Origin of the sequence: Prosthecobacter sp. (assembly GCF_044378005.1) — a bacterium.
Classification (GTDB): domain Bacteria; phylum Verrucomicrobiota; class Verrucomicrobiia; order Verrucomicrobiales; family Verrucomicrobiaceae; genus Prosthecobacter.
This window is the reverse complement of the sequence record NZ_JBILYB010000138.1, coordinates 1-15,705: the sequence shown is the minus strand read 5'-3', so window position 1 is coordinate 15,705 and position 15,705 is coordinate 1. Positions and strand designations below refer to the sequence as shown.

The following is a 15,705-nucleotide window of genomic DNA, read 5'->3' as shown; positions in this document are numbered from 1 at the left end:
TATAAACCCTTGATTGTGTGAGCCTTGGGAGACATTCCCTTCGCAAAATGAAGGCTCTATTGTATATGATGGCCAATCGAATTTACTCAAGCCCATGCGCCTCGTTTTTGTCCTACTGCTCACCACCACGGCTCACGCCGCTGACATCCAGCCGCTGCTGAAACAATACTGCCTCGACTGCCACAACGCGGACAAGCAGAAGGGCGATGTCGATCTCACGAGCTTCGGCTCGCCGCAGAATGTGGCGAAAGAGTTCAAGCTGTGGCAGACGATGCTCCAGCAGGTCGAGGAGGAGGAAATGCCGCCGAAGAAGCCGCTGCCGAGCGTGGCGGAGCGCGAGGCGATCGTGGCGTTTTTGCGGAAGGGCATCGACTCGGTCGATTGGAGCACGCAAAAAGGCATCGAGCACGTCACGCTGCCGCGGCTGACAAAAACCGAATACAACAACACGCTGCGCGACCTGCTCGGCATCGACTTTGAGCCGGGCAAACTGCTGCTCGACGATGGCCCTGGCCTCTCCGGCTTCACGAATGATCGCGACGCGCTCTTCATCTCGCCTGCGCTGGCGGAGCAGCTCTTTGATGCGGCAGATTACGCACTGCAAAGCATGCTCAATCTGCGCCAGAAGCCCTACTCGAAGCACTTCGAGGCCGAGAAGATGCTCATGACCGAGCGCGGCTCGAAACCGGAGGGACTTCCCGGCGGCGGGGTCGGCTACTCGCTCGCTGGCGCGGGACAGCGCACGCTTTATGACGAGATCATCGTGCCTACCGACGGTTGGTATCACCTAACCGTGAAGCACGTGGGCCGCGGTGGTGAAGCTGGCTTGCGTCTGCGCATCGACAACGAGCCCCGAGCACTTTTGAAGTGCCTCGACAACACGCCGAAAGAGGAAGAGATCGAGCTGCTGCTCCGTGCAGGCACGCATCAGATGACCTGGAACATCGACAACACCGGCCTGCGAGCACCGACATCGATTCCGGTGCGCAAAGCGAGGAAAGCTGCGCCGAAGGGCGGCTATCCCGTCTTTGACCAAAAGAAGGCCGCGCCGCTGGTGAAAGAGGCCGCTGCAACGAATGCGCCGAAGCTGCCGGTGCCAGAAAACGCCTCCGACGAGGTCAAAAAGCTCACGGACACGCTCAATCGCAACTTCCAAAACATGCAGATGCGCGTCGAGTATCTGCGAGCCGTGACGCCCGAAGGCAATCCGAGCGATCTGCGCAGCTTCTACAACCTGCTGCCGGAGCGCACCGAGGCGATGGTGGTGGTGAAGCATCAACTCGCGAAGGCGATGCAGGTGCCCGTGGCCGAGCTGGATCAACAGATCGAGACCGCGAACGTGGAGAAGCTCGCCAGCAATCGCAAGGTGGTCGGTGATTCGCTCGAAGTGCTCGATCTGCGCTTCGATGCTGCATCGCTCATCGGCAGCGCGGCAGCGCAAAAGGTCGTGAAGGCCGAAAAAATCGGCGCACCGGGTGTGGACTGGATTCGCATCGAAGGCCCGATTTCTCCCGCAGGCTCAAAAGCCCGTAAAATCTTCCAAAGCGATGCCAAGGCCGCTTTGAATGCCTTTTTGCCGAAAGCATTCCGCCGACCGTTGCGAGCTGGTGAGCTCGAAAAGCATCTCGCTCTCTATGAAACGGCCCACAAGCGCGGTGAATCGCCCGAACAGGCTCTCAAGCTCGCTTTTGCGGCCGCGTTGACCTCGCCGAGCTTTTTGTTCCGCGATGAACTCCGCGCGGGAAAGCTCGACGATCATCGCCTCGCCAGCCGCTTGAGCTATTTTCTTTGGATGACCATGCCAGACGACGAGCTGCGTGCTCTCGCCGACTCTGGCAAGCTGCACGATGACGCCACGCTGCGCGCGCAGGTGAAACGCATGCTCGCCGATCCCAAGTCACGCGCCTTCGTGAGCACCTTCCTCGGCCAGTGGCTCGGCTTTGCCGGACTCGGCACCGAGCATGTGCCTGACGCGAAGAAGTTCCGCACATTCACGCCCGCTCTCGCCGAGGCGATGAAACTGGAGCCTGTGCTCGTCTTTGAAAATCTCCTGCGCACTGGCGGCAGTCTCACCCGCCTGCTTGATGGCCGCGAAACCTTCGCCAATACCGATCTCGCAGCGCTGTATGAACTCGAAGGCATCAGCGGCCAAGCTTTGCAACGCGTGAAGTTCACCGATGATCGTCGTGGCGGCCTGCTCGGCATGGCGGCCATTTTGACCGCCTCCTCCACGCCGAACCGCACCAGCCCTGTGATCCGCGGCAAGTGGGTGCTCGAAAACCTGCTGGGCCGCAAACTCGCCGAGCCGCCCGCCGATGCTGGTCAGCTCGACGACAAGGCCGGTGATCGCGGCAAGACGCTGCGCGAGGAACTCGCCGAGCATCGTCGCAACGAAAGCTGCGCGAGCTGTCACGACAAGATCGACCCCATCGGCTTCGGTTTGGAAAACTTCGACGCCATTGGTCGCTTCCGCTTACAGGAGGCTAGCAAGCCCGTCGATGCCAGCGGCCTGCTGCCCGGCGGCCAGCGCTTCAACGGCCCCGCCGAGCTGCGCCAGCTCATCACCACCCGCCATCAAGACGAGTTCATCGCCAATCTCACGCGCCGGCTCACATCCTTCGCATTAGGCCGCGCCTTGAAGCCGCAGGACGAAGGCTTGATCCGCCTGCTGCTCGCTGATTTGAAAAAGGCAGACTACCGCGCGGACGTACTCATCGAGTTGATTGTGCTCAGCGAGGCGTTTCGCACGCAGGGCTGATGTTGCTTGGCAGCGAGAATGCCTCGCTCCGTCCCACGCGCTCCACGAAACTGTGCCGACTGTGGTTCTACTGCACCACGGCGGTGAAGACGAGAATCGAGATGGTGCCCGCTTGCCTAGCGCTGCGGCGGTTCGAGAAATCCTTGCAGACGGCCTGCAGCTTGCCTTAACGGCTCGATCACAGATTTGAAGCGGTCATCCGCCAGCCAGCCAGCCAGCACTTTATAGCTAGCGATGTCACGCGCGGCAAGGTCAGCTCCCTGGATCGTCGGTGATGCAGTCAGTAGATTCTGCGAGATGGCGACATTCGCGTTCGGGAAGACGCTGGCGAAGCCTCGTAATTCCTCAGCCGTGCGTTTCGGGTCCAGCAAATATATTTCCAACGCCTGCTTTTGAACAGGGTCACGCACATCCGCCCGTGCGATCATGTTCGAGAGCATCAGCCCACTCTGAGGATGGCTTGAGGCCGTCTTCGCCAACTCTGGCAGCACGTTTCATGGTGTGTTCAGGCGATGATACCCGTACGGGCTGCATTTGCAACGAGGCCGCCAGACATTTTATGGACTGTTTCCATAGACCACGTTTACCTCTGACAGAAGAATAGTAGCAAAATATGGACGGCAATTGTTCCTCATCTCAGACAAAGCCTGACAGTGCCCTGTCGCCCATGCAGACCATGCGGCTGATGTCACTCCCATGTGTTTCCAGACCTATTGGTTCGTTATCGGTTCCTGCTTCTTTGCCCAAGCGGGTGTGCCGAACCAGTCGTGCATTTCCTTCTCGAAAGGGGCGATGATCTCAGGGGGCTCGGGAATGGCGCCACGGTCGTTGGTTTCGATGATCCAGGTGCCGAGGGCGGCGCGGAGGCGGGTGAGGGCCTCGCGGTGCTCGGGCTGTGTGGACTTGGAGAGATCGCGGATCTCATGCGGATCAGCCTGCGTGTCAAAAAGCTCCTCGCTGGGGCCGACGTGCCGCATGAGAGCAAGCGGCGGACCGGTGAGTTTGCCCTCGGTGTGGAGCTGGCGCATGAGCGGCTGGATGGGGAAGCATTTTTCCTTGTAGCGGTTCAGCGAGGCAAAGGTGGGGCCGGTGGTGAAGGTGCGGATGTAGTGAAAGCGCTCGTCATGCACGCTGCGGATGCGTTGCACGGCCTCGTCAATGCGGTCGCGTGCGGCGAAGGCGAAGCGGCGGTGTGCATCGGCTCGATCACCGAGGAAAACGCGGCCCTGTATGAGCGGCGGACGCTCGATGCCTGCGAGGGCGAGCGTGGTGGCGGTGACGTCGATGAGGCTGAGGATGCGGTCATCGACGCTGCCTGGCTTCCATTGCGGCGGCGCGGGATGATTCTTCGGCCATTGGATGATCATGGGCACGCGCAGGCCGTTGTCGTAGCACCAATGAATGCCGCGTGGCTCCAGGCGGCCGTTGTCGCCAAAGAAGATGATGATTGTGTCGTCCTCCAAGCCATCGGCGCGGAGTTGGGAGAGCACTTTGCCAAAGCGCAGGTCCATGCCGGAGACGGAGTTCAGGTATCGCGCCCACTCCTGCCGCACCACCGGATGATCTGGGTAGTAAGGCGGCGGTGTGACGTTTTCGGGCTTGGCATGTTGCACATGGATGTCCTCGCCCACCCACTTCACGCGATCCTTCTCGGCGCTTTTGCGGTCGTAGATGTCGTATTCGTTTTCCTCGGCATTCACGACAGCGAAGAAGGGCTGGCGCGATTTCAGCGTGCTCCAATCCTGCGAGTTCTCATCGTAGATGGGGCCTTCGTTGACGAAGTTGAGGTCGAGCTTGCCCGTGCCGACGCTTTCGCCGTTGGCCGTCTTGATGTTGGCCGTGAAAAAGCCCGCGTCATGCAAACGCTGCGTCACAGGCCGCACGCCTGCTGGAAGGCGGAAGTCATCACTGCGATGCGAGCGCATCGGGTGCGTGTCCGTCGTGGTCTGATACATGCCGGTGAAGAATGCCGAGCGACTCGGTGCACAGGCCGGATTCGTCGAAAACACCCGCGTGTAGCGAGTGCCATGGGCGGCCAGTTGATCGAGATTTGGTGTGTGGACATCCTTCGCGCCGTAGCAACCAAGATCGTGGCTCAGGTTCTCGCCGATGAGCCAGAGGATGTTCGGCAGCTTCGCTGCGAATGACGAATGCGAAAGGACGAATGCCGAAAGGAGGAGCAAGAGGCGGCGCATGTGGTCAGCGGCGTTTGGGATTCCGCTCGTTTAATAACCGTGGGCGAATCTGATATCGAGGGTCTGCATGTAGGTTTGCAGTCCGGCATCTTGAACGGGCAACACGATGGCGTCTTCATCACTCTCGTTGTGGTGGGAGTGCCACCAGCCCGGCGGCGTGACAAAGGCACCTCCCGCCACCCAGTTGGCACGGATGGGATTGATGATGTTGCCATCGCTGTCGAGATCAGGGCCGATCATCGTATAGACGCCCTCGGTAGCCCTCACGGCGTAGTCCATAGCGATGGAGCTATGCCGGTGCGCCTTTTGTCGGCTCTTTGCGGGCAGCAGGTTATACAGGGACCACATGGTGTGAGTCAGCGTCTTGGTCTGCGGGCAGTCAGGATTGGCCAGCAGGATGCCGTTGCGGTTCCTGTCCTTGCCCTCGTTGGCTTGCCGGACTTTTTCCAGTTCGGCGTCGAGTTGTTCGCGGGAGAAATACAGCGAACGAAAACGCTCTTTGCTAGGCCGGACACCCAGGAAGTCCATCAGCGGCTGGTCATGCACCCAGTAAAAAGCCGTGTCTTCGCTGGCCTGATGCTTGATTTCGCCTGTGCTTGGGATGGCAATGAAATCGCCGATTTTCCATTCGAGCCTGCTCCCTTGGATCAGGCTGAAGCCAGAGCCTCGAATGACATAAAACACTTGGCTGCTGGCATGCGTGCTGGTGGAGAGCACATCTCCAGCCGCGATGTGAATGAAATTCGCCAGAAGATTCGGCCCGGTGGCTGGATAGCTGGTTTGGAGCTGTTGCGCCAGATCCAGCGGGATGACTTTGGTCTCTGCGATCTGATGCAGGGAGGGCGGAAACACGTCGATGCCGATCTTTGGCATCCGTGGATTGGCCGCGCTGCCGTATTCAAAGAAGAGGACGTTCTTGGCCCACTCTTGGTTGCAGGAGGAGGTGCCTGGATTGGATGTGTTCATGGTGAAGGATGGGCGATGTGAAGTTGGTGCCCTGATGAAATCACTGCTTGAGACAGCTGATACTCGTTGGGGATTGGCTTGGATAGGAACTTCCTTGCCATCCGATTTCATTCATGGGTCGTGGGTGATTTGAAGGCTGAGTGGGCTGCTTTCACAAACGCTTCGGGTTCACGGGCGATGACGGTGGTAGTCCACGGGCGAGGTTGCTGAATCGCGCGTGGAAGGCCTTCATGACTGTTGAAGCCTCGGCGGAGGGCATGCGGGCGAGATTGCGGAACTCGTGCGGGTCTTTTTCGTGATCGTAGAGTTCGAGGCCGTTCGCGCCTTCGTTCCATTCGGTGTAGCGCCAGCGTTCGGTTCGGAGGGTGCGGCCCATGACTTGGGCGGGCAAGCGAACATCGGCGGGACGGAGAATTTGGGTGATGGCGCTCTGGTGCCATTTTTGCGCAGGATCATTCAAAAGCGGTCGCAGGCTGCGGCAATCAAGCGATGCGGGTGGCGTGAGCGAGGCGAGATCGGCGAGGGTGGGGTAGATGTCGATGAACTCGACGATGCGATGGCAGGCTTGGCCGTTTCCTTTGAAGCCGGGGGCGCGGATGATGAGTGGGGCGCGGGCGCTTTCTTCGAAGAGGGTGCGCTTTTGCCAGATGCCGAGATGCTCGCCGAGGTGGTAGCCGTGGTCGCTCCAGAGGACGACGATGGTGGTGTCGGTGAGGCTGAGTTTGTCGAGGGTATCAAGCACGCGACCGATCTGCGCATCGACGAAGGAAACGCTGGCTCGGTAGGCTTGCAGCGCCTTGCGGCAGGTGAGTTCGTCGAGGCCGTAGTTTGGCGTGGAGTTGTTGTGCGCGAAAGCGGCGACGGGGATATCGCTGCGGTCATCGGCGGGGGTTTCGGGCAGGCGGATCGACTCCAGCAGATGCAGGTCGAAGTATTTCTTTGGCGCGACGAACGGCGTGTGAGGTCGGAAGAAGCCGACGCCGAGGAAGAAGGGTTTGTCGCGATGCTTTTCGAGGAGTTGAATGGCCTCGGTGGCGATCATGCCATCGGTTTGTTCCTCGTCGGTGCCGTCGGCGGCGAGCCAGCTCAAGGCGGCGCTGACAGGTTTTTGCGGCGTGGGGTTGGTGATGAGCTTTTCATCGGTGACATCGCGCCCTTTGGGGTTCACGACGAGTTGCCACGAGGGTTTGTCATCGAGGCCGTCAGTGCCGATGCCGTTGGGCACGTCGTAGTGGTAGATTTTGCCGACGCGGGCGGTGAACCAGCCGTTTTGCCGGAAGAGCTGCGGCAACGTGACGACATCGGGCAAGGCCTCGCGGAAATGGCGGTCGAGATCATAGACCTGCGTGGCATCGGGTCGGCGACCGGTGAGCACGGAGGCGCGGCTGGGATTGCAGAGCGGGATTTGATTGTAGGCGCGATCAAAACGCACGCCGCTGGCCGCGAGCCGGTCGATGTGCGGTGTGTGTGGGCTATCGTTCGCGAGATCGTCGATGGCGATGAAGAGGACGTTCGGCTTCGCCACCAATGACGACGTCAGAGCCGAGCAAAGCGAGACAGCCATCATCACGAAGAAGATGCAGCCCCGCAGGTGGGATCGTTGCGAAGCAATGGCGAATGACGAAGGCGGGAGGAAGCGCATGGATGGGTGGTGACTGGCAATCAAACCGCGAGGAACTTCGAGGGCGTGATCGGAGCCGAAAGGCGGGGCTCCAGACCTTGGCGAACTTTTTTCGATGCCTGAGATTCCAGGGCAGAGGGCTTTCCTCGCAGCCCACCCTGTTCCGCCGCCCACGGTGTCCCCAGGCGCGTTGTCCATGCTTTGTTGTCGAGCGGTGCAGGCTTGGAAAAGTCATCCTGAAACACGATCTGATCCGGCCGGGCGAGCAGCGGCTGCAAATCTGCGGCCTGAACAAAAGCTGCGAGACAAAAGGATGCAATGAGTTTCATGCAGGAGCATTGAACGCCGCCAATCGAACCGGCTTGCCGCAAAGTCTGGATCGGCAGATTCAGCTCGGTGGATCTGGGTAGTAGAGAAGCGTTTGTTTCCGCTTCAACGATTCGATTTGAGAGCTGAACTACGTCGTTTAGCGGACGGCGATCATCTTATTCTGCCTGTGGGAGACGGCACACGAGCGCGAAATTCATTCCGCAACATCCACGCACGCTAAGTCGTCCGAGCCTGCGTCTTCAACGTCACCCACCAGACTCGATGAGATTTCAGCCATGGTGATGAAAATACCCGGGACGAATTCCACATCCCCCGCTCTTTTTTCGTGCGTTCCAGAACGCGGTGTTTATCATCCCGCCGCTTTCCCCCGAAAAAGCCCTATTCCAATCCGCATAACCATACTCTGATCCCATGAGCAATTCCGCACCCAAACTTCATAACGCGATGTGGCCCGGCCTCGTCGGCAAAGGCGATGGCGAAGGCCAGGAGCCACCGATCAGCCTGGAGCGCATGCTCGACCTCACCGCTGCTGCCGAGGTCAACGGCCAGAAGTTCGAAGGCATCGACTACTTCCTCTTCCTCCCCCATACGAACCCCGAGGCCAGCGACGACGAACTCAACAAAATCGCTGACCTCATCGCCAGCAAAGGATTCTCCGTCGGCTCCCTCGTCGCCCCAGTCTGGCCGGGCACCGTCGGTGACAGCGCCATGGGCGATGACGCCCAGCAGGAGAAATTCCTCAGCGCTGTGAAGATGGCCTGCCGCATCGCCAAGGTCTTCAATGCCCATGGCGTCCGCAAATACGGCGTCATCCGCATCGACTCCGCTGAGTTTGGCGTCGCCAAATGGCGCGAAAACCCCACCGCGAGCACCGCCCGCATCGTCGATACCTTCAAGAAAGCCGCCCAGATCGCCGCCGACCACGGTGAGCGTCTCGCCGCTGAAGGTGAGATCTGCTGGGCCGGCATGCACTCTTGGAAAGACATGCTCGATGTCCTCGAAGGCGTCGGCATGCCAAACGCCCTCGGCTTCCAGGCTGACCTCGCCCACACCTACCTCTACACCCTCGGCTACAACGCCCCCGAGCACGCCCTCCTCAAGGAAGGCTACAGCGACGCCGAATTCTGGGCCGCCTACGAAACGATGACCAATGCCCTCCGCCCCTGGACCATCGACTTCCACGTCGCCCAGAACGACGGCACCGTCCACGGCGCAGGCAGCCACGACAAGACCGGCAAGCACTGCCGCGCTGACGATCCGAACGGCAAGCTCGACATCACCAAAGCCTCCGGCTACTGGCTCAAAGACGCCGCCGCCCGTGGCATCCAGCACATCTGCTGGGATGGCTGCATGTTCCCGAACGCCGTGCTCAAAACCCCCGGCACCTGGAACAACATCCTCGACGCCATGATCAAAGTGCGTGACGCCCACGGCTGGTAATCTTTACCAACATACCCAAACGTCCCCGACTCATCAGCCCCGCCGTTCATCCCGGCGGGGCTTTTTTCTTCTCTTTTCTCGTCATTGCCAAACCTCACTGGCAGCCCACATTCGGCCCCTTCCCCGCCCCCCGCCCCTAGGAATGTCCCAAGACCTCCCGTTTCACCTCGCCATCAGCCAGGCCGTCGCCGCAGACCCGCGTTACCATCCGCTGGCTTATGAGTTCGTCCGCGATGCCCTGCATGTCGCCGTGAAGCACTACCGCGAAGGCCAGGAAGACCAGCACGTCAGCGGCCAGGAAGTCCTCGAAGGTGTCCGGCTCCATGCCATCGCCGAATATGGCCCCATGGCCCTGACCGTCCTCCATGAATGGGGGCTGGAGCGCGGCGAAGACGTGGGAAACATCGTCTATAACCTCATCGACACCGGCTACTTCGGAAAGAACGAGGGAGACAGCCTCACCGACTTCGCCGGAGGTTTTGATTTCGAGACCGCCCTCGCGGAGCCCTTCAAGCCGGCCTCCAAAAAGCAAAGCGTGTGAGATGCTTCAGAGCTCGTGGTCGGGCTTGGGTGGAGCTCTCAGTGTGAACCGTGGCATCAACGCCACAGTCTCCACGCCACCAGCTCCGTGTCCGAGCGGGCAAAGACCTCGCTGCCAGCGAAAGCCGGATGTGCCCAGGTTTTGCCGATGATCTGATGGCGTCCGAGTTCCTCGAAGCCGGTGGTTTTCAGCCGCACATGCACCAGCTCGCCGCTGGAGTTCAACAGCGTGGCCAGGCCCTCGGACTCACGCAGCCAGACGAGGCTCATCTGCGGGTTGCGATCCTTCGGCGTCAGTGTGTTGGCATCGCTCCAGAGGATCTTGCCGCTCTTGAGCTCGATGGCTTGCAGCCCCGTGGTTTTATCGAGCAGATAGACGGCTCCATCTTTGAAAACTGGGGCCGCCATGAGGCCGCACATGTCTTTCTCTATCTCCCAGGCCAGCGAGACCTCCGTGGGCTGTGCGCCGAGTCGCAGGGCCTTTGTGCCATGCCAGTAGCCGGACACGAGCAGCAGGCCATCGCGATAGATCGGCTGGGCGATGCTGACACCGTAGGTGATCTTGTAGGGGTAGGTCCAAAACACGGCACCCGTTTCGGGATCAAGGCTCTGGATGTGCTCCGGCCCCCAGGCGATCAACTGCCGCTTCCCGCCATGCGTGATGCTCTCCGGCGTGCAGTAGCCGGCAGGATCTGGGCCGCCGCGCCAGACGAGTTTCCCGGTCAGCTTGTCCAAAGCCAGCACGCTGCCAGCAGGCTGAGCGCCGACGTGCAGCAGCACACGGGGACCATCGATCACGGGCGATGCGGCGAAGCCCCAGGTGGGCACTTGGGCACCGAGTTGTTTCACCGTGTCCACTTGCCAGAGCACGGTGCCTTTCGCCGCCTCCAGACACAGCGCCATGCCCGCGGCACCGAGGGCGTAGGCGCGGCCTTCATGGATCGTCACGCTGGCACGCGGGCCGCTGCCATATTCCATGGAGCCGTAGTCCGCCTCCCATTCGAACTGCCAGAGCGGAGTACCTGTGGCGACCTCATAGCAGAGCACACGCTCAGTATTGCCGGGCAGCTTCGGGCGATCCATCACATAGACACGACCCGCGCAGACAGTGACGCCACCGAAGCCTCCGCCAATCTTGGTCTTCCAAACCAGCTCCGGCTCCAGCGCCGCGAAGTCCGCAGGCATCTCCGTCGGATTCCAGGCACCGTCCCCCGCTGAGCCGCGCCAGCGCGGCCAGTCAGCGGCTTGCACTGACATGGAAATTAGCACGAAGAGTGAAATCAGCTTCAACATAGTCGGCAGGAAACGCGCCGTGACAGCCTGCCCTTGCTGTGGCCGCATTGCTACACCGTTGCCTTTCGGTTAAACACCCGAGCACGAGCACATGCCTGCCGGTTTAGATCATCTTATGCCCAAGGACTGCGGGAGTTAGCGGCGGCTATCCTTGCTCTCGCTTCTCGAAGCAACTGTGTGCTCAAATTCACTGCCGCAGTGCTGCCATAAGGTGCTGAAACTCTTCCTCCGCCTGAGCCGTGCCTTCCACCGTGTCAGCGATGCGTTTCTTCACGAGCGCTCGGAAGCGCTTGCGCAGGCGGAGCACGGACTGTTTTACGGCCTCTGTGCTCATCTCCAGCATCTCAGCAATGCTCGCCTGGCAGGCGGCATCGGCGTCGCCTGTGAGCCACGGCTTCAACTCTTCGAACAGGCGTCGCTTGCCATCGGCCAGCATCTCTTTTTCAAGATCGCTCAGCGCAGATGCCAGCAGGCTGATGGCCCACTGGCGATCAAAGGCCGCATCGGGCGCAGCGGCATGTAAATCAGCGATCTGGAGTCCCGGTGCGCTCGTGGTGGCATCCGCATCGACTTGGAAATGCTCCACTCCTCCACCGCGCTTCGCGGCCATCGCACGATCTCGCTGGTCGGCCAAAAAGTGCTTCAACGCACCGAGCAGATAAGAGCGAAATCGCCCCCGCTGCTCCTCCGCATTTCGCAGAGCCCCACCCTCCAGCAGCCCCGCAAAGAACCCATGCGCCAGCTCCCGCGCCGCATCATCGCCACGTCCCTCGCGGCGGAGAAAGACCACCACAGGTTCATAGTAAGCCGCACACAGTTCGCTCAGCGCCGCCTTGGCAGATGCATCATCGCCACGCGAGCGTGAGACCAGCGTCCATCGGGTGGCTTGGAAGGGGGAGGTCATTCGGTGATGATGGTGATTTGGTCGTCCGCCTTGGTCTCGACCTCGTGAGCTTGGTTCTCCTGAATCACCATGGGCATACCGTCTCGGGTAAGTTGGATGCGCTTCCTGGCTGGGTTCGTGATGCCGCCCCATAACATGATGACCTCCGACACCTTCATGCCACGCCGCCACTCGAGGGAGCCCTTTTTGCCAAAGCCAGTGATTTGAATGCGCCTCTGGTCTTCCATCGGCAAAGGCGGAGGCGTCACGTTTTCATAAAGCACCTCGTGGATGTCACGCGAGCGCAGGATGAAGTGGTCGATGTCCTTGAGTTGCAGTTTGGAGAACTCCGCATGCTCCACGATGAGTCCGTTACTCGTCATCGAACTGTTGCCGACAGCCCTCTGGCTGCCGTCTTTGAGGTGCGCCACGCATTGCACCTGCTTGGTGGCGCTGCGCTTGGTCCAGGCGACGAAGCTGCCTATCTCCGGTTTTTCGCCGACGGTTCCAAGCACCCAGTCTTGGGTGCCGATGGAGCCGCGGAAGGAATGCTCGATCTTCTTGGAAGAAGTCCATGGTCCGGCGCTGTAGCTCAGCCGAATGCCATAGGTCTTCACGGGATCACCACGACTGCCGACTCTCAGGGTCACGGAGTGGAGTCCTGCCATGGTCGTCATTTCAGGATGCGGAACGGCGTTGCTCACCGGTGGTAGAAGCTTCCCCTCGGCATCGACAAGCTGTGCGCCTTGCAGGGAAAAGCCGTCGAACTCCGTGTCGTGAAACCAGAGTTGCATCCAGCACGCCTCGGGATCGTCAGCACTGATGCCGGTAGTATCTTCAGACAGTGCTTTCAGCATCTGCGGTGAGATTTCCAAAAGCCGCCCATCAGCATCATAAGTCTCGGCAGACCAGGGCTTGTCTTCCAGACGCATACGCACATAGCGCAGCTCAGGCTTCTTCACGCTGAGCTGCGAGTTTTGAGAAACCGATCCAGCAGGCTTGGAGGCGGATGTCGGTGTTACCTGAGTCGTTGTCTGCTTCAAAGCATCCGGCGTGAAGTGCGAGAACAGCATCTTCCCGATCACCTTGTCCCATTTCACAAAGAAGGTGTCCGCACTGCCGCCGCGCTTGAGCAGGAGCCCGTCGGGCTCGCGCTTCACCACGCGGGCGATCCAGGCTTGGCTGCTGGTGTGCTCATAGACGATCAGGTCGCCTTGGTCGAAACCGCTGTCGATGCGGCTCGCAATCCAGTGGCTACCCTTCGTCACACCGGGCTCGCTTGCCTGCGGGATGCTGTAGGGCGTGATGATAAAGCTGCGGATGAACATGGCAATGATGACCGCGACGAAGGCCTGACCGCCCCAGCCAACAAGACGGTTGCGCGGCCTCGCGGGTGCGTTTTGCGGATGCTGCCTCAGCCACCACCAGGTGGACACGAGCAGCGAGGCTACTGCAGCGAGCAGCAGGGCGACTGCCGCCCACGGATAGTCGTCCTGATGGCGCGGCAGTTGGTGAAAACCGGCGAAGCCGGCGCCGATGACCATGAGCGACCATCCAAAGAGGTGCTTGCCCGCAAAGGCGTTCGATTCATACCAGCGTTCGTCGGTGGCCATGGTGGAGGGCAGGCGCAGACCGAAGATCGGATTCACCGGCACCAGCCGCAGCCAGAGCGGCACGCCGACGGCGAACATGACAAGCCCGGCGGTGCTCACGACGACTGGCACGATCATCTGAGAAATCTCTGCCACATGCGAACCGACAAAGCAGGCAATGATCCACCAATAACCGAGACACAGAGCGAGGATGGCGGGCACCACCCAGAAAATTCGTGAGCTGGAAGCATCGCGCGGGATCTCTCCAGACTCGATGCCGGCTTCATTCCGCGCCCACCAGTGGGCGATGAAAACGAACGCGCTGACGGGCAGCCACAGCACTCCGAGCAGGCTGATGTACGGTGTGACGGATCCCAGCCAGACGGTGAGTCGCGGCATGAGCAGCATGTTCTTCACCACCTCAGCGGCATGAACCGTGCTGCCGTAGCCCTGGTGGGCGATCACCAGGCCGCCCATGCCGTGCCAGGCCGTCACGATGCCACCACAGGCATGGTAGCCGATGGCGAGTCCACCCGTCGCCAGCGTGCCGATGCCGAGCCCGCCGCAGGCAAACAGCAGGCCGAGCGCGAGTCCGCCGACCGAAATCAAGCCAAAGCTCAAGCCACCAAAAGTCACCAACCCCGTCGCGATGCCCCCGCACGCGAAGTAGCCATGAGCCATGCCGCCAAAGGCGAAGACACCACGCGCTTTGTCCCCGAGCGCAAAGAAGCCGTTGGCTGTGCGGACCGCGCCTGTCACCGGATCACGTCCGCTCACGATATGCAGAAGCGGCAGGCCGCAGAGCAGGCGCTTCGATTTGTATTGGAAGGGCTCTCCGCGCTTTCGATACACAGGCCGCAGAGCAGACATCGCCGTAGCGCCCTCGATCTGCGTTTTAAACTCACTCGCGCTCTGCTGGCGGCGTCCGCGTTCCTTTTCCAAAGCACGGAAGACGATCTCATCGATATTTCCACCGACGGCAGATTTCTCCGAAGGCGCGGCAAAACGGCCCAGCGGCAGCTCGCCTGTGAGCATTTCGTAAAGCACGACGCCGAGGCTGTAGATGTCCGCGCGATGATCCACGGTGGAAGGTTGCTCGATCTGCTCAGGGGCCATGTAGGGTGCGGTGCCGAGCTTGGCTCCACTTTGCGTCAGAAGCAGATCTGCACCGCGATCATCCAAAAGCTTGGCAATGCCGAAGTCGGCGATTTTGATGCGGCCCTTCGTGTCCAGCAGCAGGTTCTCCGGCTTGATGTCGCGGTGCAGCACGCCCTGCTCGTGCGCGGCCTGGAGCGCGGCGCAGATGTCGGGCACTACTTTCAAAGCCTGCTCAGGAGTGAAGCGCCCCGCATTCATGGCCTGGCGCAGGTTCACGCCATCCACATACTCCATGATAAGAAAGCAATACCCACCGCTCTCGCCGAAGTCATGCACCGTCACGATGCTAGGATGGCTCAGCCGCGCTAGCACGCGGCCCTCACGGGTGAAGCGTTCGGGGAAGCCTGGCGTGGTCGCAAGCGCCTTCGGCAGCACTTTCAACGCCACCAGTCGATCCAGCTTCGGCTGCCGTGCTTTAAAGACGACACCCATGCCGCCCTGGCCGATCTTTTCGATGATCTCCAAGTCCGGGAAGGCAGTAGCGATGTCTGCCAGCTCGGGCAAATCAGATGCGGTGAGCGGCAGTGTGTCCTGATCCGTCGGCAGACCCGCAACGGCCATGAGGCAGGCAGGGCAGAGACCCTGCGGCGCATCCGCTGGCAGCGGGGCGTGACATTGCGGGCAGATGGGATGGGTGGATTCGTGGCTCATGCCGGCTTCCTGAGGAAACTCGGCGCGGAGGTTACACACTTTTTTCGCCGTGGGGAGAAAAGGTCACCGAAGTGAAGGATGCCAGGACAAGTCCGTCGGCTTTTTACGCCGTTCTTCTTATTCTCAGAAAAGAAGCTCCATCTGCCCGCCGAGTTGTGGACGGCGAAAGTGAGCTGGGCTGACCTCGGGGCGGCGATGCAGCATCCCTGCGCGCTTGAGCGAAACCTTGAACATCTGCGCCACCTGATCTGCCCAGACGCCCACGCCTTTGAGACGCT

At 60.6% G+C, this 15,705-nt stretch carries 11 protein-coding genes; 3 read left to right on the top strand and 8 right to left on the bottom strand.

Annotated elements, in window-relative coordinates; translation table 11 throughout:
* Positions 1-94: 94 nt before the first annotated feature.
* Positions 95-2,758, top strand: a complete 2,664-nt coding sequence (locus AC6FTP_RS20805) for a DUF1592 domain-containing protein (protein WP_497208830.1) — start codon at positions 95-97, stop codon at positions 2,756-2,758.
* Between the two features lie 116 nt (positions 2,759-2,874).
* On the opposite strand, the gene AC6FTP_RS20800 is transcribed toward AC6FTP_RS20805, so the two are convergent.
* From AC6FTP_RS20800 to AC6FTP_RS20780, 5 genes are all read right to left on the bottom strand, one after another.
* Positions 2,875-3,198, bottom strand: a complete 324-nt coding sequence (locus tag AC6FTP_RS20800; protein ID WP_497208829.1) for a hypothetical protein — start codon at positions 3,196-3,198, stop codon at positions 2,875-2,877.
* A 270-nt stretch (positions 3,199-3,468) separates the two neighbouring features.
* On the bottom strand, positions 3,469-4,953 hold the full coding sequence (locus AC6FTP_RS20795; RefSeq protein ID WP_497208828.1) for a sulfatase family protein: 1,485 nt from the start codon (positions 4,951-4,953) through the stop codon (positions 3,469-3,471).
* A gap of 30 nt (positions 4,954-4,983) precedes the next feature.
* On the bottom strand, positions 4,984-5,919 hold the full coding sequence (locus AC6FTP_RS20790; RefSeq protein WP_497208827.1) for a hypothetical protein: 936 nt from the start codon (positions 5,917-5,919) through the stop codon (positions 4,984-4,986).
* Positions 5,920-6,070: 151 nt separating this feature from the next.
* Positions 6,071-7,486 carry a sulfatase gene (locus tag AC6FTP_RS20785; protein ID WP_497208831.1) on the bottom strand — a complete coding sequence of 472 codons (1,416 nt, stop codon included), beginning with the start codon at positions 7,484-7,486 and terminating at the stop codon, positions 6,071-6,073.
* Positions 7,487-7,581: 95 nt separating this feature from the next.
* On the bottom strand, positions 7,582-7,869 hold the full coding sequence (locus tag AC6FTP_RS20780; RefSeq protein ID WP_497208826.1) for a hypothetical protein: 288 nt from the start codon (positions 7,867-7,869) through the stop codon (positions 7,582-7,584).
* A 412-nt stretch (positions 7,870-8,281) separates the two neighbouring features.
* Between AC6FTP_RS20780 and AC6FTP_RS20775 the strand changes: the two genes are divergently transcribed.
* Positions 8,282-9,310, top strand: coding sequence for a sugar phosphate isomerase/epimerase family protein (locus AC6FTP_RS20775; RefSeq protein ID WP_497208825.1), 1,029 nt, complete (start codon positions 8,282-8,284; stop codon positions 9,308-9,310).
* 142 nt (positions 9,311-9,452) lie between these two features.
* On the top strand, positions 9,453-9,851 hold the full coding sequence (locus AC6FTP_RS20770) for a Minf_1886 family protein (RefSeq protein ID WP_497208824.1): 399 nt from the start codon (positions 9,453-9,455) through the stop codon (positions 9,849-9,851).
* 56 nt (positions 9,852-9,907) lie between these two features.
* On the opposite strand, the gene AC6FTP_RS20765 is transcribed toward AC6FTP_RS20770, so the two are convergent.
* From AC6FTP_RS20765 to AC6FTP_RS20755, 3 genes are all read right to left on the bottom strand, one after another.
* Positions 9,908-11,107, bottom strand: a complete 1,200-nt coding sequence (locus tag AC6FTP_RS20765; protein WP_497208823.1) for a PQQ-binding-like beta-propeller repeat protein — start codon at positions 11,105-11,107, stop codon at positions 9,908-9,910.
* Positions 11,108-11,330: 223 nt separating this feature from the next.
* Entirely contained in the window at positions 11,331-12,047 is a 717-nt protein-coding gene (locus AC6FTP_RS20760) for an RNA polymerase sigma factor (RefSeq protein ID WP_497208822.1), read from the bottom strand.
* A complete protein-coding gene (locus AC6FTP_RS20755; RefSeq protein WP_497208821.1) occupies positions 12,044-15,427 on the bottom strand; it encodes a protein kinase domain-containing protein in 3,384 nt (1,127 codons plus the stop codon). The genes AC6FTP_RS20760 and AC6FTP_RS20755 overlap by 4 nt, the downstream gene beginning before the upstream one ends.
* Positions 15,428-15,705 lie beyond the last annotated feature (278 nt).